Raw genomic sequence first — 23,472 nt, 5'->3', positions numbered from 1 at the left:
TGTTTGGCGAGTAATGTTGGTATATTAATTATCGTCGGTGTAAAAATAATGTTATATCACATCAGGTTGTTTGTTATAAGGCTTCTCTCGCATGTTAAAGGATTAGGCCCAATCTCCGATGGAAAAATCGGTATATTGTTTGGTCTAATACTCGTTATTAGCCTTTTCTCCTTATTGCAGTTATTTTCCATCGGGTATTTATCTCATATATTGGATAGTACCACCGTTAATGTTGAAAAAACGCACTATAGCCATCAGCAAGAAGTGTTGATGGATCGCGCCAGAATGGAGCTATTAATTGCTAGCGACAAATTCAATCGGGCCGGTATCTATTATATGGAGGACAAAGAGACCGGTTCTGAGGGGAGCTGGCATAGTCTTTTGAATGAAGCACTGCAATCTATGCAGCAGTCACAGCAAAATTATCGTGAGTTATTACTTCTTTCTGTTCACGATAAACGACCAGAATTCATTGCATTAAAGGAAAGTTATCAGCAGTTATATCAAGGTTTGACTGAGCTTGGGCAGGGGTTGTCAAAGAACAGTAATATTGATCGGTTTTTTGAAGTCCCGATACAAGGCTTTCAAAGTGATTTTACCGAAAAGTATTACCACTATTTGCAGCAAAGTGAGAGTAATCGGGCTGTAATGGATAGCCAGCTATTATCGTCCTTATCGTCAGCAAAGCAGGGGGTTATTACAGCATTGGCGGTATTGCTGTGCCTTGCCTTTTCGGTTTGGCTCGGTGTTACACGCTTAATTATCCGGCCACTTAATGACCTTATTTCCCATATTAACATTATTGCCGCCGGTGATTTATCACGCCAGATTACATATTCATCGTTTACCAGCCGCGAGGCTCGTCAATTGGCTGATAGCATATGCCAAATGCAACAAGGCTTAATTGTCTTGGTGAGTCAGGTTCGCGCAGGTGCAGAAATCATCCTGACAGGTGTTAATCAAATCGCCGCAGATAGCCATCGTCTTGCTGAGCAAACACAGTCGCAAGCACAATCACTGGCCGCAACAACACAAAGCATGTATCAGCTCACTACCCGGGTAAAACAGAACACGATGAGTGCCGATCAAGCCAATCTTCTGGCTAATGAAACCGGCGTTATCGCCCGTGAAGGCGGGGAAATGATGTCTAGCGTCGTGGTATCAATGGCTGATATTTCTGCCGGTTCGCAGGAAATAACGGCAATTATTACGCTCATCGAATCGGTGGCTTTTCAGACCAATATTTTAGCATTAAATGCTGCCATTGAAGCAGCGCACGCCGGTGAGCATGGGCGCGGTTTCTCCGTTGTAGCACGAGAGGTTGGCTTGTTGGCACATCAAAGTGGCAATTCCGCGCTGAATATTAAGCGGCTTATTCATAATTCATCCAGCTCTATCTCCACAGGGAGCGGTTTGGTAGCGCGGTCAGGTGATAACTTACGGGCTATTATTGATGCAGTTAAAAAGGTGACTGATTTGATGGCGGAAATATCTGCTGCATCACACGATCAGAGTCAAGGTATTGAGGGGATAACCACACAAGTGGGGATGATTAATGAAGTGACAAAATTGAATGCTGAGTTAGCCCAGCAATCCACCGGTGCATCGGAGGTATTACAAAAACAAGCATTCCAGCTCAATCAATCTGTTGCTCGTTTTTGTTTACCGACTACTGGGCGGTCGGCTCAAGGTTGTTATGAAGCGGCCCCTGCCAACTTTTAGTGCACCAGCATGCTTTTCAGCATCTTGGTCCATCCAATTGGATCACCGTAATATTCATTTGCGGGTAGGGCGGACAGTTTTCCCTGCCTATCTTGTAGCACAAAGGTTGGGAAGCCGTGTCCATGCACCCTCGCCAGTAAGGCGCGACTATCAGCAATATGCTGAGTCGATGCTGTCTGGGCGGAACTGAATGCGTTGATAAATGCTGTCCGGCTTAACCCAATATCAGTGGCAAGTTCAATTAATACTGAGGTGTCGGCGATACGGCGGCCCTCTACGTAATGAGCTTGCTGGATGTGATGGAGCATATCCGCGCCTTGTCCGGCCAATTGTTCAGCCGCTAAAATGGCGGCAATAGGTGGCGTGGAATCCATAATCGCTGAAGTATCATTCAGCAAGTGATTAAAATAAGCCTTACCAAACGTTTGTCCGGTGAGTTCGGCAATACGTTTGTCATGAGGCATCACATAACCACGCCATTGGCTATCTATCTGGCGACGATTCGGTCCAGACATCATCCCACCACCGTGCAGTACCTGTGTCAGATCAGGAATGCTTTGTGCGGCTTGCACCAATGGCGCTGCGCCATAGCACCAACCGCATAAAGGGTCGAAAATGTAATGTAAAGTTAGCGGGGTCATTATGTTCTCCTCTTAGTCCCCGTCACCATTCAAGTTACCGCCTTCTGGCACTTTGGTTGATGACAGGGTAATGCCGTACTGATTCATTTTAAGCGCCGCTTATTGCGGCCATTTCATCTCGTTTTTCAGTACCTTAGCACTTAACTCCAAGCTAGATTCATCTTTCAACTCTGGATAGTGTTTTTTCATCGCCGCAATCAGTGCTGCGGAATCCTTCGCCTTAGGAATCTCTGTATTCAGTGTGGTTAAATAGTTCTGAGTAAAGGTCACTGATGCCAATGTTTGTGGCGCGTTATCGAGATAATGCCCAGGAACCACGGTCACTGGTTTGAGTGCTTTAATCTTTTCCAATGTTGTTAGCCAGTGCTGGCGTGATTCTGCGGTTTGAGTATCCGCGACCCATAAATGGATATTACCGGAGACAGCGACACCGCCAACAACAGCTTTCAAGGATGGGATCCAGACAAATGTCTTTTCAGGTGATGGGCCGTCTAGCCCTTCAACATCAATGTTTTGCCCATCGATAGTGAAACTCTTGCCCTGTAGTGCTTGCGGAACAATTATCCGGGTAGGCGCATTTTCTTTTAGAATCGATCCCCAATAGGCCATTTTGCCGTCTTTGGTCGCTTCTATTTCTTCAATGGTCTGGGGTGTGGCTAGTACCTTGGCTTGTGGGAATGCTTTTGTGATGACATCCAGACCGAAATAGAAATCAGGATCGGCTTGGCTGATATAAATGGTGGTCAGTTTTTTGCCACTTTGCTGGATTTTCTTCACCAGTGCTTCGGCGTCATTGCGCTGAAATTGCGCATCAATCAGAACCACTTCGGTTTTGCCGCTGATAATCTCAGAAGAGACTGGGAAGATGCTCTTTTCGTCTGGATTATAGACTTCCATTTTGAGTTGTTCGACAGCACTTGCGTTTGCTACGGCTGCGAAGGTTGCCAGGCCGGCAAAGGTCATTTGTAATAGCGTTTTGTTAAACATATCGGTTTTCCTGAGGATGACTGGGGTATGGGTTAGATAATAGATTGCATCGTTCGATAGAAAAACCTGATAATGAGCAACTGTTTGTTGCTTAAATCGAGCTAATAATGGATAGGATCACTGCTGCTGAGGTTTTTGTCGCGATTGTCGAGCGTGGCAGTATGATTGCTGCCGCCGAAGCATTAGAGATGTCACGGGCGATGGTGACACGCTATCTGGCTGAGATGGAGCAGTGGGCGGGGGCGCGGCTGTTACATCGGACAACACGAAAACTGAGCCTGACCCATGCTGGCGAAACCACCCTTGAACGTTGCCGACGTATGCTTGAGTTTGCCCAAGAGATGGATGTGATTGCAGGGCAAGGCAGTGATGAATTGCGCGGTTTATTGCGAATCAGTTGTTCTCAGTCTCTTGGGCAGAGTGCTTTGGTGATTGCTGTCACTGACTATTTACGCCGTTATCCCCAGGTCGCGGTTGATTTACAAATCAATAACCGGGCAGTCAATCTGGTAGAAGAACGCATTGATTTAGCATTGCGTATAACCAATGAGTTAGACCCGAATTTAATTGCACGGCCACTTTCCATGTGCCATTCCGTTGTCTGTGCCTCTCCGGCCTACCTGTCAGCCAACGGAATACCCAAAATACCCTATGATTTGGCAGTACATAACTGCCTGACATACTCATATTTTGGCAAAAGTTTGTGGCATTTTGATTTACAGGGCGAAAAATCAGCCGTTGCAGTCAGTGGCAATTTGAGTGCCAATGAGTCAGTAGTTTTGCTAAGTGGTGCGTTGGACGGGGCCGGGATTACTCTGCAACCCAGTTATTCTGCCGCCCCCTATATCGCCCGAGGCGATTTGGTCAGCTTATTACCGGGTTATCAGCCGCAAGCAATGGGTATTTACGGTATCTATACTTCACGGCGGCACATGCCAGCAACATTAAGGACAATGTTAGATTTTCTCGTGGAGTGGTTTGCAACCAATCCCCATTGGCTTAACTCTGCTTTCTTGACGCTATAGCGGTGAGTTACATTCTCAAACATATTTTTGTGATCGGTGATGCCTATAAATTACTTTTATTTCATAGCATTATACGTAGCAAATGCTGCCTTTTTAGTTACTCCGCTATTTATAACCTTGTTCACTACTAGTCAGTATTCCTCAACTCATGCTATTTCTATTTAGTTAGTTAAGAAAATAAACAATTATAATTTATAAGGTTATTACTGCGTTTTTGGCGATGCTCACGGTTTCGCCTCTTCTGTGACTCACTACATGGTGCCGGTTAATTAACCATTATCGGCAACAATTTGTTTTGCCCGCTATCTACTGCGAGCTGATATTGTCTGACTGGGAGCTGGTATTATGCCTGTTGCGCTGCTGGCATTGGCACTGAGTGCTTTTGCTATTGGTACCACCGAATTTGTCATTATGGGGCTGCTACCTCAGGTGGCGGGTGACTTACATATCTCGATTCCAACTGCCGGTTGGTTAATCAGTGGTTATGCGCTGGGAGTGGCAATTGGCGCACCTATCATGGCAGTTCTGACCGCAAAGTTGCCACGTAAAAAGACATTATTACTATTAATGGTGATCTTTATTATCGGTAACCTGATGTGTGCTCTGGCATACAACTATGATTTCCTGATGCTGGCCAGAGTGATAACGGCGCTGTGTCATGGTGCTTTCTTTGGGATTGGTGCCGTGGTTGCCGCCAATCTGGTGGCGCCGAATCGACGAGCTTCGGCGGTGGCACTGATGTTTACTGGCCTGACGCTGGCCAATGTGTTGGGCGTGCCCCTAGGGACCGCGCTGGGGCAGGCCTTCGGTTGGCGCTCAACATTCTGGGTGGTTTCAGTCATCGGTTTATTCTCACTGGCCGCCCTTTACAGCAAATTACCTTCTTCTCAGGAGGAGGCCCCGACCGAACTGCGTAAAGAGATAGCCGCATTGCGTGGAGGGGGAATCTGGCTATCTTTATTGATGACGGTCTTTTTTGCCGCCGCTATGTTTGCTCTCTTTACTTACATCGCCCCCATTCTGACAGAAGTGACGCAGGTTTCGGAACATGGTGTCAGTTGGACATTGTTGCTGATGGGGGTTGGTCTGACATTGGGCAATATTGTCGGGGGGCGGCTGGCCGATTGGCACCTTTCCGTCAGTCTGACGATGACTTTCCTGTTAATCGCGCTGTTTTCTGCCTTGTTCAGTTGGACCAGCTATTCATTATTGGCAGCAGAAGTGACGCTGTTTCTATGGTCAGCGGCAGCTTTCTCAGCAGTACCTGCACTACAAATCAATGTGGTTACCTATGGTAAAAAAGCACCTAATCTGGTGTCGACCCTGAATATTGCCGCCTTTAATGTCGGCAATGCTTTAGGGGCATGGGTTGGTGGTGTGGTGATTGCTCGTGGGTTAGGTTTAACCGCAGTGCCCTTTGCCGCCGCAGCACTGGCGGTGATGGGGCTGCTACTGTGTCTGTTTACCTTCTCCCGGGCGCGGGCCGGTAAGGTGAAAGCTGTTTAGGCCCGTTGCGAAAACTTAATATTGTTGGGTAATCACTTGGGTTAGGCGCTGCTGGAAAGTGATGGCCTGCTGCTTTAAATGCTCGATAAACGTATCTACCAAAGTAGATGATGGGCGATGTTTCGGTTGTATCAAACTGATAGTAAAAGGGATTTCGACGCTGAATGGCCGCACGCACACACCTTCAGCGCCCCCTTTGCTAATATAGTCTAATGCCGTGAGTGGATTGACAATCGATACCCCCACCCCTTCCCGTACCATGGCGCAGACCGATGCAGCACTGTGGGTTTCCAGCACTAACCTTCGGCTAACGCTTTGTTCAATAAATAGTTTATCCAATAATTGGCGATAACTGTCGGTAACGGACAAGCTGATAAAGTTTTCACCCTGGAAGTCTTGTGGTGTCAGTAGTGATTTATCCCGCAACGGATGGTCACTGGGCAATACGCAAATCTCATTCACGGTCATCAGAGGATGGCGCAACGTACCGGCAGGAGTCTGGGTGTTTTCTGTCAGACCAAGGTCATGACGCTGGGCTGAAAGCCACTCTTCCAGTAGGGGCGATTCCTGCGGGATGATGCTCAGACTGACTTCCGGGTAGCGATCAATAAAGGGTTTGCACACGGCGGGTAGCAGCGATTGAGAAAAGACCGGTAGGCAGGCAATAGAAAGCTGCGCCTGTTGGAATTGACGAATACCCTCAGCAGCTTGTCGGATGCGATCAAGACCGTAATAAGAGCGTTGTACCTCTTCAAATAGCCGCAAGCCTTGTACTGTGGGATAGAGGCGGCCACGTACACGCTCGAAGAGTGTTAATTGGACTAATTGCTCAAAGCGGGCCAGTTCACGGCTAACGGTGGGTTGGGATGTCTGGAGTAATAAGGCGGCTTCAGTCAGGTTACCGGTGGTCATGACACCATGAAAAATCTCGATTTGTCGTAGGGAAATGGTGGGCATCACAACACTCCTGAAGTGGCGACGGTTTACTGAAAGCCATATCATAAATGAATAGACTCACGGTAAATAGATATTTTCCTAACAGGTATTCAGTTGCTAATAATGAGGTATCAGCGAAATCATTTTTTTCGCCCAACATATTGATGAACAATTATTAGGAAAAACCTATGCCGCGCACACTTTATGACACCACTTCGGCACTGACTGCCCACAATCTGCTGGCTCTGCCTGAGCAATTTGGCTGCCCGGTGTGGGCGTATGATGGTGAGATTATTGTTAAACGAATCAACCAATTACGAAACTTTGATGTTATTCGTTTTGCCCAGAAAGCCTGTTCGAATATTCATATTCTCGGTTTGATGCGTGAGCAGGGTGTCAAAGTCGATTCAGTCTCGTTGGGTGAGATAGAACGTGCGATACATGCTGGCTTCCAGCCGGGGCAGGAACCGGCCGAGATCGTATTTACCGCAGATCTGCTGGATCAGGCCACGTTATTACGGGTGACTGAATTAAACATTCCGGTCAATGCCGGTTCAATCGACATGCTAGATCAACTGGGGCAACATGCCCCAGGGCACCCCGTTTGGTTGCGGATAAATCCGGGTTTTGGCCATGGTCATAGCCAAAAAACCAATACTGGCGGTGAGAACAGCAAACACGGTATCTGGCATCAAGATTTACCACAAGCTATTGAGAAAATTAAAAAATATGGTTTAACGCTGGTGGGTGTTCATATGCATATTGGTTCTGGTGTTGATTATCAACATCTGGAGCAAGTTTGTGATGCCATGGTTCAGCAGGTGATTGCACTGGGGCAGGATATCAGCGCTATCTCTGCCGGTGGTGGGTTATCGATCCCTTATCAATTTGGTGATGATGAGATTGATACCGAACATTATTATGGCTTATGGAATAAAGCCAGAGAGCAAATTGCTGCCCATCTCGGTCATCCGGTTAGTCTGGAAATTGAGCCAGGCCGCTTTCTGGTGGCAGAGTCAGGTGTTTTGGTGGCGCAGGTGCGGGCTGTTAAAAATATGGGCCGTCGCCACTATGTGTTGGTGGATGCCGGATTTAACGATTTGATGCGGCCAGCAATGTATGGCAGTTATCACCATATTTCGTTGCTGCCTGCTGATGAGCGCGACCTCACATCGGCACCGTTGAGTGATACGGTAGTTGGCGGCCCGCTGTGCGAGTCAGGTGATGTATTCACCCAGGAAGCGGGTGGTGGATTGGAAACCCGCGCATTGCCAGCCGCTAAAATTGGTGATTATTTGGTATTCCACGATACCGGGGCTTATGGTGCGTCGATGTCTTCGAACTACAACAGCCGCCCATTATTGCCGGAAGTGCTGTTCGAACAGGGGCAGCCACGCTTAATTCGCCGTCGGCAAACCATTGAAGAACTTATTGCATTAGAGCAGATTTAACGACTTTGTTATCAAAAGGATAGGTTGAATTAGCTTATACAAAAAAGTCCTCAGCCGATAGCCAGAGACATAACTCAAGGCTATCGGTTACCTGCATTTGATCCTATTTGCATTTGATACAAACGTCCTCAGCGGTAATAGGGCCCTGGTACCACCGAATCACGTAATTTTAACTCACCGATGAAAGGGGGCAGCGGTAGCACCGGTTTGCCCGCAATCAGCTTCAACGCCTGAGTAATGGCGGCTTCAATCATCGCATCAATCGGCAGATACACAGTTGAGAGTGCCGGTTGCAGGTAAGGTGCGGTAGGTTCGTCATCAAAACCAAATAACGAAACATCTTGTGGTAGCTTTTTCCCCGCCTGATTAAGGGCTTTCATCGCCCCGATAGTCATATCATCATTGTAGATAAACAGCGCGCTGAAGCTAATATCGCGTGCCAATAGCGCCTGACATCCTTGATAACCGTCAGGTACGCCACTATCTCCATGGATAATCAGATCTTCATTCAGCGCGATTCCGTGCGCCTCCAGCGCTTGCTGATAACCGGCAAGGCGGGATTGGGCCGTGGAGGTGGTGATTGGCCCGGTAATATAGGCAATATCACGATGCCCTTGCTGTATCAGATAATTAACCGCATTAAATGCAGCTTGTTGCTGTTCGAAGAACACACAGCGCTCACGGGCTTGGGGTAAATCACGATTAATAACCATCAAGGGGGCGGCAACGTTGGCAAGCAATTGCATTAAATCAACTTCAGACATTGAGCGAGTGTAAAGAATAATGGCATCACAGCAACGGTCAGCCAGTAACTGAACTGCCTGCTGTTCGCCTTGTGGCGTATCGTGGCCATCTGTCACGATCAAATGCTTACCACTGGCTTCAATCAGTTTCGCAGCCTGCTGGAGTAAACGGCCAAAGTAGGGGCCTTCAAAGTTCGAAACCACTAACCCGATGCTGTTGGAGCTTCTGTTGGCCAGTGATTGTGCTAGAAAATTAGGGCGGTAACCCAGTTCGTCCATCGCCTTAAACACCGCCTCACGGGTGCTTTCCTTCACCTGCCCGGTGCCGTTTAATACCCGGGAGACAGTGGCCTTGGAAACACCGGCGCGCAAAGAGACATCCAACATGGTAATCATCAATCGTAAACCTCTTGGCTGGGTAGCTATTGCCCCAGTCGGCCCGTGTCATAACACGATAACTGCCGTGCGTGGCACTCTCGTTGGGTGCGGCGTAGTGGGCGATTTTTGTGGCATAACTGCCGGATATCGCGGCAGTTTAGCATAGCGCAGGCGGGTTGCAGCTCTTTGTTATCGACAGTTCTCAGTCATCTGCGGGCGTTTGCGGGCTGGCGACAGAATGGCGGCGGACCAGCGTTGGGCTGAACATATTGGTGATTTCTGGCAACGGGGTATGGTTGGCCAGCGCCAGCGCCAATTCTGCGGCCTGTGTCGCCATCGCAACGACCGGGTAGCGGATGGTGGTCAGCCGGGGGCGCAGATAACGAGAAATTAATACATCATCAAAACCAATCAGTGAGATCTCTTGCGGCACTTCGATGCTGTTGTCGCTGAGAACAGACAATGCGCCAGCAGCCATGGAGTCGTTATAACAGGTAACTGCCGTGAAGTGTCTACCACGGCCGAGCAGGTCGGTCATGGCCTGTTCGCCGCCAATCTCATCTGGCGTACCGTAGGATATTAAGCGGTCATCAACCGGAATCTCAAACTCTTTTAGTGCGTCCAAATAGCCTTGTAGGCGATCAATGGCATCGGAAATTTGGTGATTAGAGCAAATAATAGCGATGCGTTTATGCCCTTGCTGAATCAGATGGCGGGTTGCCAACCAGGCACCATAACGGTCATCTAATGCGACACAGCGGGTTTCGAAACCCGGTAATGTGCGGTTAATCAACACCATACCGGGGATCTGTTCCATTAATGATGTCAATTCTTCATCGGACAGTTTTTTGGCATGAACCACCAGGGCGGCACAACGATGGCGAATCAGTTGTTCGATGGCCTGACGCTCTTTCTCTTCGTCATGGTAACCGTTACCAATCAGCAAGAAATTTCCGGTGGCATAGGCTACTTGTTCGACAGCTTTGACCATCGATCCAAAGAATGGATCTGACACATCAGAAACAATCATGCCTACCGTTTCAGTTGATTGCTGGGCCAGTGCCCGCGCATTGGCGTTTGGGTGATATTGCAGTTGTTCCATGGCGTTACAGACCGCCATACGTGATGTCTCACTGGCCTTGGGAGAATTATTGATAACACGAGATACCGTCGCGACGGAAACACCCGCCAGCTTGGCAACATCCTTAATAGTGGCCATTTTTCTTCCAGAGATTTTCAGGGTAATCGCTTACATCCCTCAGTTTTGCGGAAAACGGTGTTGCCCGCAAGGGGGGAAGATCGCAACTTGGTGAGAAAAAATCACAGAAACAGCAATTAGCACGATTACCTGTGGTTTTCGCAAGCCACAGGTTTCGATTTGACCTGCCTTGGTTAACCCAGCGCATCAAATGAAACGGTTAGTACAAAACGATTATGTTTAGTCTAAATTGTGCTTTGGTCTTACTGCCCGCTGAATGTTATTTTTATGATCTATTTAATTGCCTGAGATAGCCATGTCCATCATCCGTTACCCCCAGCTTGCCCACTGGGGCGCTTTTACCGCTGTTGTTGAAGATGGCAAACTGATCCGTTGCGAGCCATTTGCCAATGATCCCAACCCTTCTCGGTTGTTGGAATCCATTACACCCATGGTTTATTCCGATAAACGTATTCGCAAACCGGCGATACGCCGATCGTGGTTACAGCAGCGAGAGAAAAGTGATCGAACTTTGCGTGGTCGGGAAGACTTTGTTGAGGTGGAGTGGGATGTCGCGCTGGATTTAGTGGCGCAAGAGAATCGCCGGGTCAGGGACCGTTATGGCCCGTCAGGGATATTTACCGGCTCCTATGGTTGGTCTTCTGCCGGGCGTTTACATCACGCGCGTTCATTAGTCCGGCGTTTCTATTTCAGCGGCGGCGGCGGGGTTGATCAACTGGGCAACTACAGTTGGGGCTCGGCACAGTTTTTTCTGCCTTATGTGATTGGTACTTTTAGCCCGTTGACCGGCAGGGTGACATCATGGCCGAGTGTGGTTGAGCATTGTGAACTGTTTATTGCGTTCGGCGGGTTGGCACTGAAAAACGCTCAGGTCTCTTCCGGTGGCTCGGCGGAACATTCATTAAAACCCTGGTTGGAAAAACTGGCACAAAAAGGCACGCCAGTGATTAACATCAGCCCGATGCGGGATGATTGCCCGGCATTTGTGAATGCCGAATGGATACCGATTCGTCCCAATACAGATGTAGCACTGATGCTGGCGCTGGCTTATGAAATCCAACGTGTTGACGGGCAGGATGAGGCTTTTCTGGCTACTCATTGCGTGGGCTATGAGCAATTAGCTGATTACATTCGTGGGGTGAATGACGGTATTGCTAAAACCCCTGAGTGGGCCAGCGAGATTACCGGTATTCCCGCACCAAGAATTACCCTGTTAGCCCAGCAACTTATCGGTGTTCGCAGCTTTATGACCTGTTCCTATTCAGTACAGCGCGCGCACCGTGGTGAGCAACCTTACTGGATGGTGATTGCCTTATCAGCCATGCTGGGGCAAGTGGGGCTGCCCGGCGGTGGCTTCTCATTTGGTCATGGATCGATGAACGGTGTGGGTAACCCGCGGATAGACACGCCGGGGCCAAGCATGCCAGTGGGTAAGAACCCCTCTGGATTGGCTATTCCAGTGGCCCGCATTTGTGACATGTTGCTGCAACCGGGGCAGCCGTATCAGTTCCAAGGGGAAACCCATACCTACCCCGATATTCATTTAGTGCATTGGGCTGGCGGCAATCCATTCCACCATCATCAGCAATTGAATCGGCTGGTGGAGGGGTGGCAAAAGCCGGACACCGTGATTGTGCAGGATATCTGGTGGACACCTGCGGCTAAAATGGCCGATATCGTGCTGCCAGTGACCAGTTCGCTGGAACGTAATGATATTGGTGGCTCGTCACGGGATCGCTATGTATTGGCGATGCATCAGGCGATTGCGCCACAACATCAGGCCCGTAACGATTTTGATATTTTCGCTGATCTGGCCGAACGACTGGGTTATCGCAGTGAATTTACCGAAAATAGAGATGAAATGGCCTGGATTCGGCATATCTACCAGGAGTGCGGAGTGGCACAACAGCCACACGGGGTGGAATGGCCTGATTTTGAATCTTTCTGGCAACGGGGCCATGTTGATTTACCTGCTCCGCCAAAGGAGTTCGTGTTCTTTGATGCTTTTCGCGAAAACCCACAGACTAATCCGCTGCAAACGCCAAGTGGCAAAATTGAGCTGTTCAGTGAGAAAATCGCCAGCTATCACTATGAGGATTTTGCGCCTCATGCCGAGTGGCAACCACCGGTTGAGTGGTTAGGGGCACCACAAGCTGAGCAGTGGCCGCTGCATCTGATCTCTATTCAACCCGAGGATCGTCTGCATAGCCAACTTGATCCTGCACCATTGGCGCAAGGGAATAAAACTGCCGGCCGTGAAACGCTGTATATGCACCCACAAGATGCAGCCAAACGTGACATTACTGAGGGCAGTCAGGTTCAGGTCAGCAACTTACGGGGTCATTGTCTGGCGGGAGTGCGTATTACTGATGGTGTTACTCAAGGGGTAGTGTTAATGGCAACAGGGGCCTGGTTTGATCCCGGTTTCGGCGGCAAGCAGCATAAAGTTGAACAATCAGGTAACCCCAACGTTCTGACGCTAGACATTGGTACCTCGCGTTTAACTCAAGGCCCGAATGCAATGAGTTGTCTGGTTGAGGTGGCGCGGTACTAATTTTATCTTAGCCAGGCTTAGGGTGTTGCCGGTGGGATAGCGGCAGCACCCATTATTTTGGCAATGCACCTCAATGAATTACAAACCTATTTCGTCTTTCTGACAATGTTCACTACTGGTTACACTTTGCACGTAAATGTTGCGATTGCTTGCTGGCTGTGGCTTCACTGAAACGGATACAGTGTTCATCCCAGAGGTATTAATTGGTGAGTAATCAACATACGCTGTGTGTTAAAAGCCAGTTTTTTATTTGCACCAACCTACGCAGATGCGTAGGTTTTTTTTTATTTCTTCCTGCTGTTGCGATTATCAGCCCCCTCTTAGCAATATTTTAGCCACTATTATAGTATTCTCTCTTTTTCATATTCATTGTCTTATAGGGAAATAAACATGGGTTATCGCTTATTGCGTGCTCTTTTTCGTCGATTATTTCGTGTCACCATTGATGGTGTGACGGATCAGTTTACCCATCAAAAACTGATAATTACGCCGAATCATGTCTCTTTCCTTGATGGGGCTTTGCTCGCATTATTTCTGCCGATCAAGCCGGTTTTTGCGGTCTATACCAGTGTTTCTGAGAGCTGGTATATGCGCTGGCTAAAACCTTATATCGATTTTGTCGCACTTGATCCTACCAAGCCAATGGCTATCAAACATTTGGTCAGGATGGTGGAACAAGGCAGGCCAGTCGTGGTGTTCCCTGAAGGGCGTATTACCGTGACCGGCTCATTGATGAAAATCTATGATGGTGCTGCATTTATTGCCGCCAAATCAGGCGCTACGGTCGTCCCAATCCGTTTGGAAGGGCCAGAATTTACTCATTTTGGGCGTTTGGGTGATGTGCTCAAACTCCGCTGGTTCCCAAAAATCAGCATTCATGTTTTGCCTGCGACCACGTTACCCATGCCGCAAGCGCCGCGTGCCCGTGACCGTCGGGTGTTGGCGGGTGAACACTTACACGCCATTATGATGGCCGCGCGTATGGCTATCGTGCCACGGGAAACGCTGTTTGAAGCGTTGTTATCGGCACAAACTCGTTATGGGCGTTTTAAACCCTGTATTGAGGATGTTTCATTTAAAGAAGACAGTTATCAAACGCTACTGAAAAAAATCCTCGGTGTCAGCCGTATCCTGCAACGCTTCACCGCGCAGGGCGAGCATGTTGGGATGTTATTACCGAATGCGACGATTACTGCGGCGGCGATCTTTGGTGCTTCTCTGCGTGGCCGTATTCCGGCAATGCTTAATTACACTTCGGGTGCCAAAGGGTTGAAGAGTGCAATTACTGCGGCGTCGTTGAAAACCATCGTCACCTCGCGCCAGTTTTTGGAAAAAGGCAAACTGACACATTTGCCCGAACAGGTTACTGAGGCAAATTGGGTCTATCTGGAAGATTTAAAAGACACGGTTACGCTGACCGACAAATTGTGGATTTTATTCCATTTATGTTGTCCGCGCCGGGCGATGTTGCCACAACAGGCGGATGATAGCGCACTGATTTTGTTCACTTCCGGCTCGGAGGGGAACCCAAAAGGCGTAGTACATTCTCATGCAAGTATATTGGCTAACGTTGAGCAGATCCGCACCATTGCTGATTTCACCCCGCGTGATCGCTTTATGTCTTCGCTGCCGCTGTTCCATGCTTTCGGCCTGACGGTGGGGTTATTCACTCCGCTGATGACCGGTAGCCGAGTATTCCTTTATCCCAGCCCGCTGCATTATCGGGTGGTGCCAGAATTGGTGTATGACCGTAACTGCACCGTGCTGTTTGGCACGTCAACTTTCTTGGGCAACTATGCTCGCTTTGCTCATCCTTATGATTTTGCTCGGTTGCGTTATGTGGTGGCTGGGGCTGAAAAACTGGCTGATAGCACCAAACAGATTTGGCAGGACAAATTCGGTATTCGTATTCTGGAAGGGTATGGCGTCACCGAATGTGCGCCGGTAGTGGCGATTAACGTGCCGATGGCAGCGAAAGTGAATACCGTTGGGCGCATTCTTCCTGGTATGGAGGCGCGCTTGATAACTGTGCCGGGAATCGAGCAAGGTGGGCGTTTGCAATTGCGCGGCCCCAATATTATGCGCGGTTATCTGCGCGTAGAGCATCCGGGGGTGTTGGAACAACCGGCGGCGGAGAATGCTCAGGGTGAGCGTGAGGAGGGTTGGTACGATACCGGTGATATTGTCACCCTCGATGAGCGGGGGTTCTGCGCCATTCGCGGGCGGGTGAAGCGTTTTGCCAAATTAGCTGGTGAAATGGTATCACTGGAGAGTGTCGAACAACTGGCATTAAGTATCTCGCCCGAGGGGCAACATGCCGCAGCGGCTAAAACCGACAGCGCCAAAGGAGAAGCACTGGTGCTGTTTACCACTGACAGTGAAATTACCCGCGAACGGCTGATTAAAGCCGCACGTGAGGGTGGGGTGCCAGAACTGGCAGTTCCACGTGATATCAGAGTGGTGAAAGCATTACCCCTACTGGGGAGTGGTAAACCTGACTTTGTTACGTTAACTAAAATGGCACAAGATGCGGAGATGAGCGAATGAGTCAGCAAGCATTGTCAGATAAGCCTTTGCTCTCCAGAGGAATGATCGCTGTACTTGGCGCTCAGTTTTTCTCAGCTTTTGGTGATAATGCACTGCTTTTTGCCACCTTGGCATTAATTAAGCAGCAGTTATATCCCGACTGGAGCCAGCCTATCTTGCAAATGGCCTTTGTGGCCACTTATATCATCCTGGCTCCGTTTGTCGGGCAAGTGGCTGATAGCTTTGCCAAAGGGCGTGTGATGATGGTCGCGAATGGCCTGAAGTTGGCTGGTGCATTAGTTATCTGTTTTGGTCTGAATCCATTTCTTGGTTACAGCCTGGTTGGAGTCGGGGCCGCGGCTTATTCACCAGCTAAATATGGCATCTTGGGAGAAATCACTTCCGGCGAGCAGTTGGTTAAAGCCAACGGTATGATGGAGGCATCAACTATTGCGGCTATTTTACTCGGTTCAGTCGCCGGTGGGGTGCTGGCTGATTGGCATCTGATCGCGGCATTGAGTGTCTGTGCGCTGGTGTATGCCATTGCGGTGGTGGCTAATCTATTTATCCCACATCTGGCTGCTGCCCGAACCGGCAGCTCATGGCGGCCACGGGCCATGACCGGCAGTTTTTTTGCCGCATGCCGCATTCTGTGGCGGGATGGCGAAACTCGCTTCTCACTGGCGGGGACCAGCCTGTTCTGGGGCGCAGGGGTCACGTTGCGCTTCCTGCTGGTGCTATGGGTGCCGGTAGCATTGGGGATTGCCGATAACGCCACCCCGACGCTGTTAAATGCCATGGTGGCGATTGGGATTGTGATTGGCGCGGGTGCTGCGGCACGTTTCGTGACACTTAAAACAGTAAAACGCTGTTTACCGGCGGGGGTATTAATTGGTGTGGTGGTGGCGGTATTCTCACTGCAACACAGTATGCCAATGGCCTATTTACTGTTGATTATTATCGGGATCTTAGGCGGTTTCTTTGTCGTACCGCTCAATGCCTTGTTACAAGAGCGCGGCAAACAAAGTGTGGGCGCCGGGAATGCCATTGCAGTGCAAAATCTGGGTGAGAATACCGCAATGTTGTTGATGCTGGGGCTGTACTCGGTGGTAGTAAAGCTGGGCGCGCCGGTCGTCGCGGTTGGCGTTGGTTTCGGTGTGCTCTTCGCGCTGGCGATTGCGTTGCTATGGGGCTGGCAGTGGCAGCAACTGCGCCGTAAAGCGGCTAAGTGATGGAATAATAGTCAATATCAATGCCGCCGAGTGCGGCATTATTTATTGTCAGTAGTCTAAGGCCGCATTAGCGGCCTTTTTGCTATTTGAACTCAACTGAATTTAAGGTGCAGGGAAGGTAAAGCGGGTGTGGATTTCTTCCAATGCATTAAGCACCTCCTGCTCCAGAACGACATTCTGGCTATCAATATTACTTTTCAGTTGTTCCAGAGTGGTTGCACCTAACAGTGTACTGGCCACAAACGGTTGCTGGCGAACGAAAGCCAGCGCCATCTGTGCGGGGTCCAGCCCATGACGTTTTGCCAGTGCCACATATTCCGCTACCGCTAACTCGGATTGTGGCCCGGTATAACGTGTAAAACGGCTGAACAATGTATTCCGTGCGCCGGTAGGTTTTGCGCCATTAAGGTATTTGCCGCTCAGGGTGCCGAAGGCCAGGCTGGAATAAGCCAATAGCTCAATGCCTTCATGTTGGCTTATCTCGGCCAAACCAACTTCAAAGCTGCGGTTAAGCAGGCTGTAGGGGTTCTGTATTGAGACAATACGCGGTAAATCATGTTTTTCTGCCAGTTGCAGATAGCGCATCACCCCCCATGGGGTCTCATTTGATACACCGATATAACGGATTTTCCCTGCCCGCACCTGCTCGTTCAGGGCTTCCAGTGTTTCAAGCAAGGTGACCACTGCAGTATGTTCGCTGTAGCGATAATTCAATTTACCAAAACAGTTGGTTTCACGTTGTGGCCAATGTAACTGATAAATATCGAGATAATCAGTATTGAGGCGTCTAAGGCTATCTTCCAACGCGATGCGGATATTTTTCCGGTCCAGTGCCATATTGGGGCGAATCGGTTGATCGCTGCCGCGTGATGGCCCGGAGACTTTACTGGCTAAAATGATTTTGTCACGCTCACCGCGTGCTTTTATCCAGTTACCAATGTATTGCTCAGTTAACCCTTGGGTTTCTGGCCTTGGGGGCACTGGGTACATTTCTGCGGTATCGATCAAGTTAATACCGGCCGCAACGGCGTAATCCAGTTGCGCATGGGCATCGGCTTCACTATTTTGTTCACCAAATGTCATGGTGCCCAGACCCAGCAGGCTGACTTCTAATGAACTGTGGGGGATACGATGATATTGCATTGCCGACCTTCCTTAATGTCTGAAATTATCAGGCCATACCTTTGGTAGTTGGTATTGCAGCGTCGTTAGCTACGCCCACGCACCCGAATTTTCTATTTGAATAACTGCTTCAGGATGTGTTCGTTTGGCCTTACTGAAACACCAATTTTTTGGGTATAAGTAAAACTTGCCTTATTCGACTATATCGAAGCACCGCAGTTGGGGGAAGCGTGTAAGGGAAAAGTACAGAAAAAAGTGGGAAACGGGGCCGTGAACTGCTCCTGGAAGGTGTTGAACCCGCTATCTTGCAAGTGTATTGCTCGGCCCATCCTTGGGCCTCTCTATTGCAAGCAGCCTTCTCGCACCTTTAAATCTATTGAGTAGATGTTTTTTTATCAGTTGGCTTACTCTTTTTTCCGCGCATCAAATTCAGGGTTTCAACCCCCATTGAGAAGAACATAGCGAAGTAAATGTAGCCTTTTGGAATGTGGATCTGGAAACTTTCCAACATCAGCGTGAAGCCGACCAATATCAGGAAAGAGAGCGCCAGCATTTTGACTGATGGATGGCGATTAACAAACTCACCAATTGGTCTGGCAGCAAACATCATCACGCCGACAGAAATAACCACGGCAGCCATCATAATAAACAGATGATCTGACAGCCCAACTGCTGTTATCACTGAATCCAGACTAAAGATGATATCCAACAGCATAATTTGCACGATAGCCGCAAAGAAAGAGCTGACATTACTGGTGTGTTCAGTATCGCTCCCCTCAATGGTTTCATGAATTTCCTTGCTGGCTTTCCAGATAAGGAACAGCCCCCCTAACAACAGGATCAAGTCCCGCATAGAGACACCGTGGCCTGCCACTGTAAACAGAGGTTCGGTCAGGCGGATAACCCAGGCAATAGAAGCAAGTAATGCGAGACGCATTAACATGGCCCCAGCCAAGCCAATACGGCGGGCTCTGTTTTGTTGCGCTTTAGGTAATTTTGCGACCACCAAAGAGAGGAAAATAATATTGTCTATCCCAAGAACAATCTCCAGGATAGTCAGCGTGCCTAGCGCCAACCAGGCATTTGGATCGGCAACCCATTCAAACATTGCGCCTATACACCTTACGGAAACACAAAAATACAATTATACGCTTTTATTTATTAATCGGAACAGAGTCAAAGTAATTGGTGTTGTAGTAGGGAGTCTAGCGCACTGGTTACAACAAGAAATGACGGGCCAGCATCGGGCCAGTAAAGGTCTTTTTCAGATAAAAACCACGGGGTAGTGTCATGATCGGTTGCCCTTTTTCACCGATGGCTTCAGTTAACGCACGGCTATTGGCGGCCTTCGGGCGCAATTGGAGTACCTCACCGTGGCGAGCGGTGATGGTTTCTACTTTGCCAAGAACGATAAGGTCCATTAACTCTTCCCAGTCACGCCGCAGTAGTTCTTCTTCTTGCGCATTCGGGCTCCATAATAAAGGCGCGCCGACTCTACGTTCCGCGAGCGGGATCTGCCGCTCTCCTTCTACGGGTACCCACAATACTCGGGCCAGTTTATGCCGCACATGACTGCTTTCCCAAGTGATGCCACTGTTGCCGGTCAGGGGGGCGACACAAACAAAGGTGGTCTCCAATGGTTTGCCCTGAGCGCTGATAGGTATGGTTTTCAGCTCAATGCCGATGTCGGCAAAGTCCTGTTCAGGTTTACTGCCAGCACTGGCCCCCAAATAAAACTCCAGCAACATACCAACCCAACCTTTTACCCGCTTTAAGTCCGCCGGAATAACCCATTGAGCACGCGCTGCCAATTCGCCAAGGGTAAAACCTGACAAAGCTTGAGCACGTTGAAAAAGTTGATGTTCATCAGTGGGTGGTGCCGGTGGCAGTGAATAAACAGACATGGGGATAAACCTGCTAAAGTCGGTTAAAAAACAAGCTGAATTAAAAGTGACGCTAGATGTATTGTTATGCATTGTGGATGGAATGAATAATAGCATGATTTAACGGAAGTTTTCTTTCCTCTCATGGATGAAATACTTTTATTCTAATTATCTTGTGCACCTACTGACAGCGATAATGAACAGGATCTTACACCTATTTATCCACAGATTTATGGGATAACCCCAATAAATCCCGATCACTGGTTCAATTTACAGCCTTGACGACGTCTTTTTTTGCGAGTTTTACTCTTTTTTGCATAACTTTGACGCATTATCTGTGGATAAAAACTACATTGATGGATCTTTAGCCAGCTACAGATCCAAAACGGAGATAGATCACATATTACTGCCGTGAAAACCTGTGGGAAACCTGTTATTTTGTTGAAATTAATCATTTATTTTTTTAGATATTTTTGTCGTATAATTGCGTTAAAATGAGTTGTACCTACTTTTCCCTAGAGTTCTACACACCTATATCCACAGAAAAAGTGAATAAAATGTCGTGCGTAGCCCTGAGGGTGTTCATAACTTTGCTTATATCTGTGAGTTATCCCCGAGTTATCAGGTTTAGCTGGCTGATAAGCAGTGGTTTACCGCCTGTTGCTAGTGTGAAACAATCAGAGCATCTTTGAGTTTTAAGCTTATCGAGGTAGTCCGGTGATCGATGATGATGGCTACCGCCCGAACGTGGGTATCGTAATTTGTAATCGGCAGGGAGAAGTGTTGTGGGCCAGGCGTTACGGTCAGCACTCTTGGCAGTTCCCACAAGGGGGAATAAACCCCGGTGAAACACCAGAGCAGGCAATGTATCGCGAACTTTTTGAAGAGGTAGGACTTAACAAAAAGGATGTCCGAATTCTGGCTTCAACCCGTAACTGGTTACGTTACAAATTACCAAAGCGTTTGGTGCGTTGGGATACAAAGCCGGTGTGCATCGGCCAAAAACAACGATGGTTTCTACTACAGTTAATGTGTAATGAAGCCGATATCAACATGCAACGTAGCAGTACCCCGGAGTTTGATGGCTGGCGCTGGGTCAGTTATTGGTATCCGGTGCGTCAGGTGGTCTCTTTTAAACGTGATGTTTATCGTCGTGTGATGAAAGAATTTGCTGCAACCGTAATGCCTGTGCAGGAGGTTATTCCACCACGGGTACCGCCCGCTTATCGCCGTAAAAGAGGTTAAGTTAAGCCGATCATGCTCATGCGTTTGCGAGAAATAGTTGAGAAAGTGGCGATGGCAACCAGCCTGACGGATGCGTTAGAGCTGTTGGTCAATGAAACCTGTCTGGCGATGGACACGGAAGTCTGCTCGATATATCTGGCAGATAATGACCGCCGTTGTTACTACCTGATGGCGACACGGGGTTTGAAAAAGCCCCGTGGTCGCACCATTACGCTGGCTTTTGACGAAGGTATCGTCGGGCTGGTGGGGCGTTTGGCCGAACCCATTAACCTGGCCGATGCTCAGAGTCATCCCAGTTTTAAATATGTACCACAAGTTAAAGAGGATCGCTTCCGGGCGTTTCTCGGGGTACCTATTATTTATCGTCGACAGTTGCTGGGTGTATTGGTGGTACAGCAGCGCGAGCATCGCCAGTTTGATGAGAGCGAAGAGTCGTTCATGGTTACGCTGGCCACACAACTGGCGGGGATCCTCTCCCAATCGCAACTGAATGCGATTTTTGGCCAATATCGTCAAACACGAATCCGCGCGCTGGCGGCGGCTCCTGGCGTGGCAGTGGCGGAAGGTTGGCAGGATACTTCACAACCGTCCCTTGATTTGGTTTATGAGGCCTCAACGCTCGATACTGTTCAGGAGCGTGAACGCCTGACTCAGGCATTGGAAGAGGCTGCGGCAGAATTCCGTCGCTTCAGTAAGCGTTTTGCTGCCAGCTCACAAAAAGAGAGCGCGGCAATTTTCGATCTCTATTCGCACCTGTTAAATGATGCTCGCCTGAAGCGTGAGCTTTTCGCGCAAATTGACGCCGGTTCGGTGGCTGAATGGGCCGTTAAACAAGTGGTTGAACAATTTGCCGCCCAATTTGCCAGCCTGCAAGACACCTATATGCGTGAGCGAGCCAGTGACCTGCGGGCATTAGGTCAGCGCTTGTTGTTCCACCTCGATGATAGCACCTCTGGGGCCAGCCAATGGCCTGAGCGTTTTATCCTGGTTGCCGATGAGTTAACCGCCACTCTATTAGCCGAGGTGCCACAAGATCGTCTGGCGGGGGTGGTGGTGCGTGATGGTGCCGCTAACTCGCATGCCGCGATTTTAGTGCGCGCCATGGGCATCCCAACGGTGATGGGCGCTGATATCCAGCCTGCTTTGCTGAACCAGCGGCTATTGATTGTTGATGGCTACCGTGGTGAGGTGCTGGTTGATCCCGAACCGGTACTGGTCAAAGAGTATCAGCGGCTGGTTACTGAAGAGATTGAGCTCAGCAAGCTGGCTGAAGACGATGTCGAACAACCTGCGGCCCTGAAAAGTGGTGAGCGGATTCAGGTGATGCTGAATGCGGGTCTTAGCCCGGAACATGAGCAATTGCTGGGTGGGCGGGTTGATGGTGTTGGTCTATACCGCACTGAAATCCCTTTTATGTTGCAAAGCGGCTTCCCATCGGAAGAGGAACAAGTTGCGCAATATCAAGGCATGTTACAGCTTTATCCCAACAAACCCGTCACGTTACGTACCTTGGATATCGGTGCCGATAAACAGTTGCCCTACATGCCCATCAGCGAAGAAAACCCATGCCTGGGTTGGCGCGGGATCCGTGTAACGCTCGATCAGCCAGAGATCTTCTTGATCCAGGTTCGAGCGATGCTGCGTGCCAATGCCGGAACCGGTAATTTGGGTATTCTATTGCCAATGATTACCAGCCTGGAAGAAGTCGATGAAGCTAAACGCCTGATCGATCGTGCTGGGCGTGAGGTTCAAGAAGTCTTGGGCTATAAATTGCCACAGCCTAAATTGGGGGTAATGATAGAAGTACCCGCGATGATCTTTATGCTGCCCTACCTCAAGTCGCGAGTAGATTTTATCTCAGTTGGCACCAATGATCTGACCCAATATTTGCTGGCAGTAGATCGCAATAATACTCGCGTTGCGTCGCTGTATGACAGCCTGCATCCGGCGATGCTACAGGTGCTTAGCCATATTTTGACGCAGGCGACACAAGCGGGTTTGCAGGTGAGCCTTTGTGGTGAAATGGCGGGTGACCCGATGGGCGCATTGTTGCTGGTCGGGCTGGGTTATCGCAATCTCAGTATGAACGGTCGCAGTGTGGCACGAATTAAATACCTGCTGCGCAATATCGATTTAGCAGATGCGGCAGCATTGGCCGAACGAGTATTGAGCGCCCAAATGACCACTGATGTGCGTCATTTAACAGCCGCGTTTATGGAACGCAGGGGCTTAGGCGGCTTGATCCGCGGCGGGAAGTAAGCGTATCCCGTTGGCTCTTGGCGCTATAGCGTTGTTAGTGCCA

17 protein-coding genes are annotated in these 23,472 nt (G+C 49.2%); 9 read left to right on the top strand and 8 right to left on the bottom strand.

The features are described from left to right. Positions 1–48: 48 nt before the first annotated feature. Positions 49–1,722, top strand: coding sequence for a methyl-accepting chemotaxis protein (locus tag ACWJJO_RS17840; protein ID WP_083162830.1), 1,674 nt, complete (start codon positions 49–51; stop codon positions 1,720–1,722). Here ACWJJO_RS17840 and ACWJJO_RS17835 read toward each other — a convergent pair. Together ACWJJO_RS17835 and ACWJJO_RS17830 are read right to left on the bottom strand one after the other, a co-directional pair. After that, positions 1,719–2,363, bottom strand: coding sequence for a DsbA family protein (locus tag ACWJJO_RS17835; RefSeq protein WP_481091314.1), 645 nt, complete (start codon positions 2,361–2,363; stop codon positions 1,719–1,721). The genes ACWJJO_RS17840 and ACWJJO_RS17835 overlap by 4 nt on opposite strands. A 99-nt stretch (positions 2,364–2,462) precedes the next feature. Beyond that, positions 2,463–3,350, bottom strand: a complete 888-nt coding sequence (locus tag ACWJJO_RS17830; RefSeq protein ID WP_481091313.1) for an MBL fold metallo-hydrolase — start codon at positions 3,348–3,350, stop codon at positions 2,463–2,465. Positions 3,351–3,457: 107 nt separating this feature from the next. On the opposite strand from ACWJJO_RS17830, the gene ACWJJO_RS17825 reads away from it, so the two are divergent. Both ACWJJO_RS17825 and ACWJJO_RS17820 read left to right on the top strand, forming a co-directional pair. Continuing rightward, positions 3,458–4,375, top strand: coding sequence for a LysR family transcriptional regulator (locus ACWJJO_RS17825; RefSeq protein WP_442820567.1), 918 nt, complete (start codon positions 3,458–3,460; stop codon positions 4,373–4,375). A gap of 345 nt (positions 4,376–4,720) precedes the next feature. Then, entirely contained in the window at positions 4,721–5,881 is a 1,161-nt protein-coding gene (locus ACWJJO_RS17820; RefSeq protein WP_083162838.1) for an MFS transporter, read from the top strand. 15 nt (positions 5,882–5,896) lie between these two features. Here ACWJJO_RS17820 and ACWJJO_RS17815 read toward each other — a convergent pair whose 3' ends face one another. Next, on the bottom strand, positions 5,897–6,838 hold the full coding sequence (locus ACWJJO_RS17815; protein WP_083162840.1) for a LysR family transcriptional regulator: 942 nt from the start codon (positions 6,836–6,838) through the stop codon (positions 5,897–5,899). Between the two features lie 167 nt (positions 6,839–7,005). On the opposite strand from ACWJJO_RS17815, the gene lysA reads away from it, so the two are divergent. Continuing rightward, entirely contained in the window at positions 7,006–8,268 is a 1,263-nt protein-coding gene (gene lysA, locus ACWJJO_RS17810; RefSeq protein WP_481091312.1) for a diaminopimelate decarboxylase, read from the top strand. A 128-nt stretch (positions 8,269–8,396) separates the two neighbouring features. Here lysA and ACWJJO_RS17805 read toward each other — a convergent pair whose 3' ends face one another. Then, positions 8,397–9,407: a LacI family DNA-binding transcriptional regulator gene (locus tag ACWJJO_RS17805; RefSeq protein ID WP_372569558.1), complete on the bottom strand. Its 1,011-nt coding sequence runs from the start codon at positions 9,405–9,407 to the stop codon at positions 8,397–8,399. A 184-nt stretch (positions 9,408–9,591) separates the two neighbouring features. Beyond that, the gene (gene galR, locus ACWJJO_RS17800) at positions 9,592–10,608 is read right to left on the bottom strand and encodes an HTH-type transcriptional regulator GalR (protein WP_083162848.1); all 1,017 of its coding nucleotides are present in this window, start codon (positions 10,606–10,608) and stop codon (positions 9,592–9,594) included. 295 nt (positions 10,609–10,903) lie between these two features. Between galR and ACWJJO_RS17795 the strand changes: the two genes are divergently transcribed. From ACWJJO_RS17795 to lplT, 3 genes are all read left to right on the top strand, one after another. Then, positions 10,904–13,162, top strand: a complete 2,259-nt coding sequence (locus ACWJJO_RS17795; protein ID WP_083162850.1) for a molybdopterin guanine dinucleotide-containing S/N-oxide reductase — start codon at positions 10,904–10,906, stop codon at positions 13,160–13,162. 390 nt (positions 13,163–13,552) lie between these two features. Next, positions 13,553–15,709 (top strand): bifunctional acyl-ACP--phospholipid O-acyltransferase/long-chain-fatty-acid--ACP ligase, encoded by a 2,157-nt coding sequence (gene aas / locus ACWJJO_RS17790; protein ID WP_481091311.1) that lies wholly within the window; start codon positions 13,553–13,555, stop codon positions 15,707–15,709. Next, the gene (gene lplT, locus ACWJJO_RS17785) at positions 15,706–16,920 is read left to right on the top strand and encodes a lysophospholipid transporter LplT (protein WP_442820568.1); all 1,215 of its coding nucleotides are present in this window, start codon (positions 15,706–15,708) and stop codon (positions 16,918–16,920) included. The genes aas and lplT overlap by 4 nt, the downstream gene beginning before the upstream one ends. 102 nt (positions 16,921–17,022) lie before the next feature. Here lplT and ACWJJO_RS17780 read toward each other — a convergent pair whose 3' ends face one another. The 3 genes from ACWJJO_RS17780 to mutH all read right to left on the bottom strand — a co-directional run bounded on the left by ACWJJO_RS17780 (position 17,023) and on the right by mutH (position 19,946). Beyond that, the gene (locus tag ACWJJO_RS17780) at positions 17,023–18,063 is read right to left on the bottom strand and encodes an NADP(H)-dependent aldo-keto reductase (RefSeq protein ID WP_372559792.1); all 1,041 of its coding nucleotides are present in this window, start codon (positions 18,061–18,063) and stop codon (positions 17,023–17,025) included. 352 nt (positions 18,064–18,415) lie between these two features. After that, entirely contained in the window at positions 18,416–19,150 is a 735-nt protein-coding gene (locus tag ACWJJO_RS17775) for a TerC family protein (protein WP_083162858.1), read from the bottom strand. A gap of 109 nt (positions 19,151–19,259) precedes the next feature. Beyond that, positions 19,260–19,946 (bottom strand): DNA mismatch repair endonuclease MutH, encoded by a 687-nt coding sequence (gene mutH / locus ACWJJO_RS17770; protein WP_050073625.1) that lies wholly within the window; start codon positions 19,944–19,946, stop codon positions 19,260–19,262. 696 nt (positions 19,947–20,642) lie between these two features. Here mutH and rppH point away from each other — a divergent pair. Together rppH and ptsP are read left to right on the top strand one after the other, a co-directional pair. Then, entirely contained in the window at positions 20,643–21,170 is a 528-nt protein-coding gene (gene rppH, locus ACWJJO_RS17765) for an RNA pyrophosphohydrolase (RefSeq protein ID WP_083162862.1), read from the top strand. Between the two features lie 12 nt (positions 21,171–21,182). Beyond that, the gene (gene ptsP, locus ACWJJO_RS17760; protein ID WP_083162864.1) at positions 21,183–23,429 is read left to right on the top strand and encodes a phosphoenolpyruvate--protein phosphotransferase; all 2,247 of its coding nucleotides are present in this window, start codon (positions 21,183–21,185) and stop codon (positions 23,427–23,429) included. Positions 23,430–23,472: the final 43 nt, after the last annotated feature.

The organism is Yersinia antarctica (assembly GCF_056636475.1).
This window is presented reverse-complemented; position numbering and strand designations above follow the sequence as displayed.

Coding starts and splice junctions, on each gene's coding strand:
- lysA (WP_481091312.1), top strand. CDS start 7,006: ATGCCGCGCACACTTTATGACACCACTTCGGCACTGACTGCCCACAAT.
- ACWJJO_RS17830 (WP_481091313.1), bottom strand. CDS start 3,350: ATGTTTAACAAAACGCTATTACAAATGACCTTTGCCGGCCTGGCAACC.
- ACWJJO_RS17815 (WP_083162840.1), bottom strand. CDS start 6,838: ATGCCCACCATTTCCCTACGACAAATCGAGATTTTTCATGGTGTCATG.
- ACWJJO_RS17775 (WP_083162858.1), bottom strand. CDS start 19,150: ATGTTTGAATGGGTTGCCGATCCAAATGCCTGGTTGGCGCTAGGCACG.
- ACWJJO_RS17805 (WP_372569558.1), bottom strand. CDS start 9,407: ATGATTACCATGTTGGATGTCTCTTTGCGCGCCGGTGTTTCCAAGGCC.
- ACWJJO_RS17780 (WP_372559792.1), bottom strand. CDS start 18,063: ATGCAATATCATCGTATCCCCCACAGTTCATTAGAAGTCAGCCTGCTG.
- ACWJJO_RS17840 (WP_083162830.1), top strand. CDS start 49: ATGTTATATCACATCAGGTTGTTTGTTATAAGGCTTCTCTCGCATGTT.
- mutH (WP_050073625.1), bottom strand. CDS start 19,946: ATGTCTGTTTATTCACTGCCACCGGCACCACCCACTGATGAACATCAA.
- lplT (WP_442820568.1), top strand. CDS start 15,706: ATGAGTCAGCAAGCATTGTCAGATAAGCCTTTGCTCTCCAGAGGAATG.
- ACWJJO_RS17825 (WP_442820567.1), top strand. CDS start 3,458: ATGGATAGGATCACTGCTGCTGAGGTTTTTGTCGCGATTGTCGAGCGT.
- aas (WP_481091311.1), top strand. CDS start 13,553: ATGGGTTATCGCTTATTGCGTGCTCTTTTTCGTCGATTATTTCGTGTC.
- ACWJJO_RS17835 (WP_481091314.1), bottom strand. CDS start 2,363: ATGACCCCGCTAACTTTACATTACATTTTCGACCCTTTATGCGGTTGG.
- ACWJJO_RS17795 (WP_083162850.1), top strand. CDS start 10,904: ATGTCCATCATCCGTTACCCCCAGCTTGCCCACTGGGGCGCTTTTACC.
- ACWJJO_RS17820 (WP_083162838.1), top strand. CDS start 4,721: ATGCCTGTTGCGCTGCTGGCATTGGCACTGAGTGCTTTTGCTATTGGT.
- galR (WP_083162848.1), bottom strand. CDS start 10,608: ATGGCCACTATTAAGGATGTTGCCAAGCTGGCGGGTGTTTCCGTCGCG.
- ptsP (WP_083162864.1), top strand. CDS start 21,183: ATGCTCATGCGTTTGCGAGAAATAGTTGAGAAAGTGGCGATGGCAACC.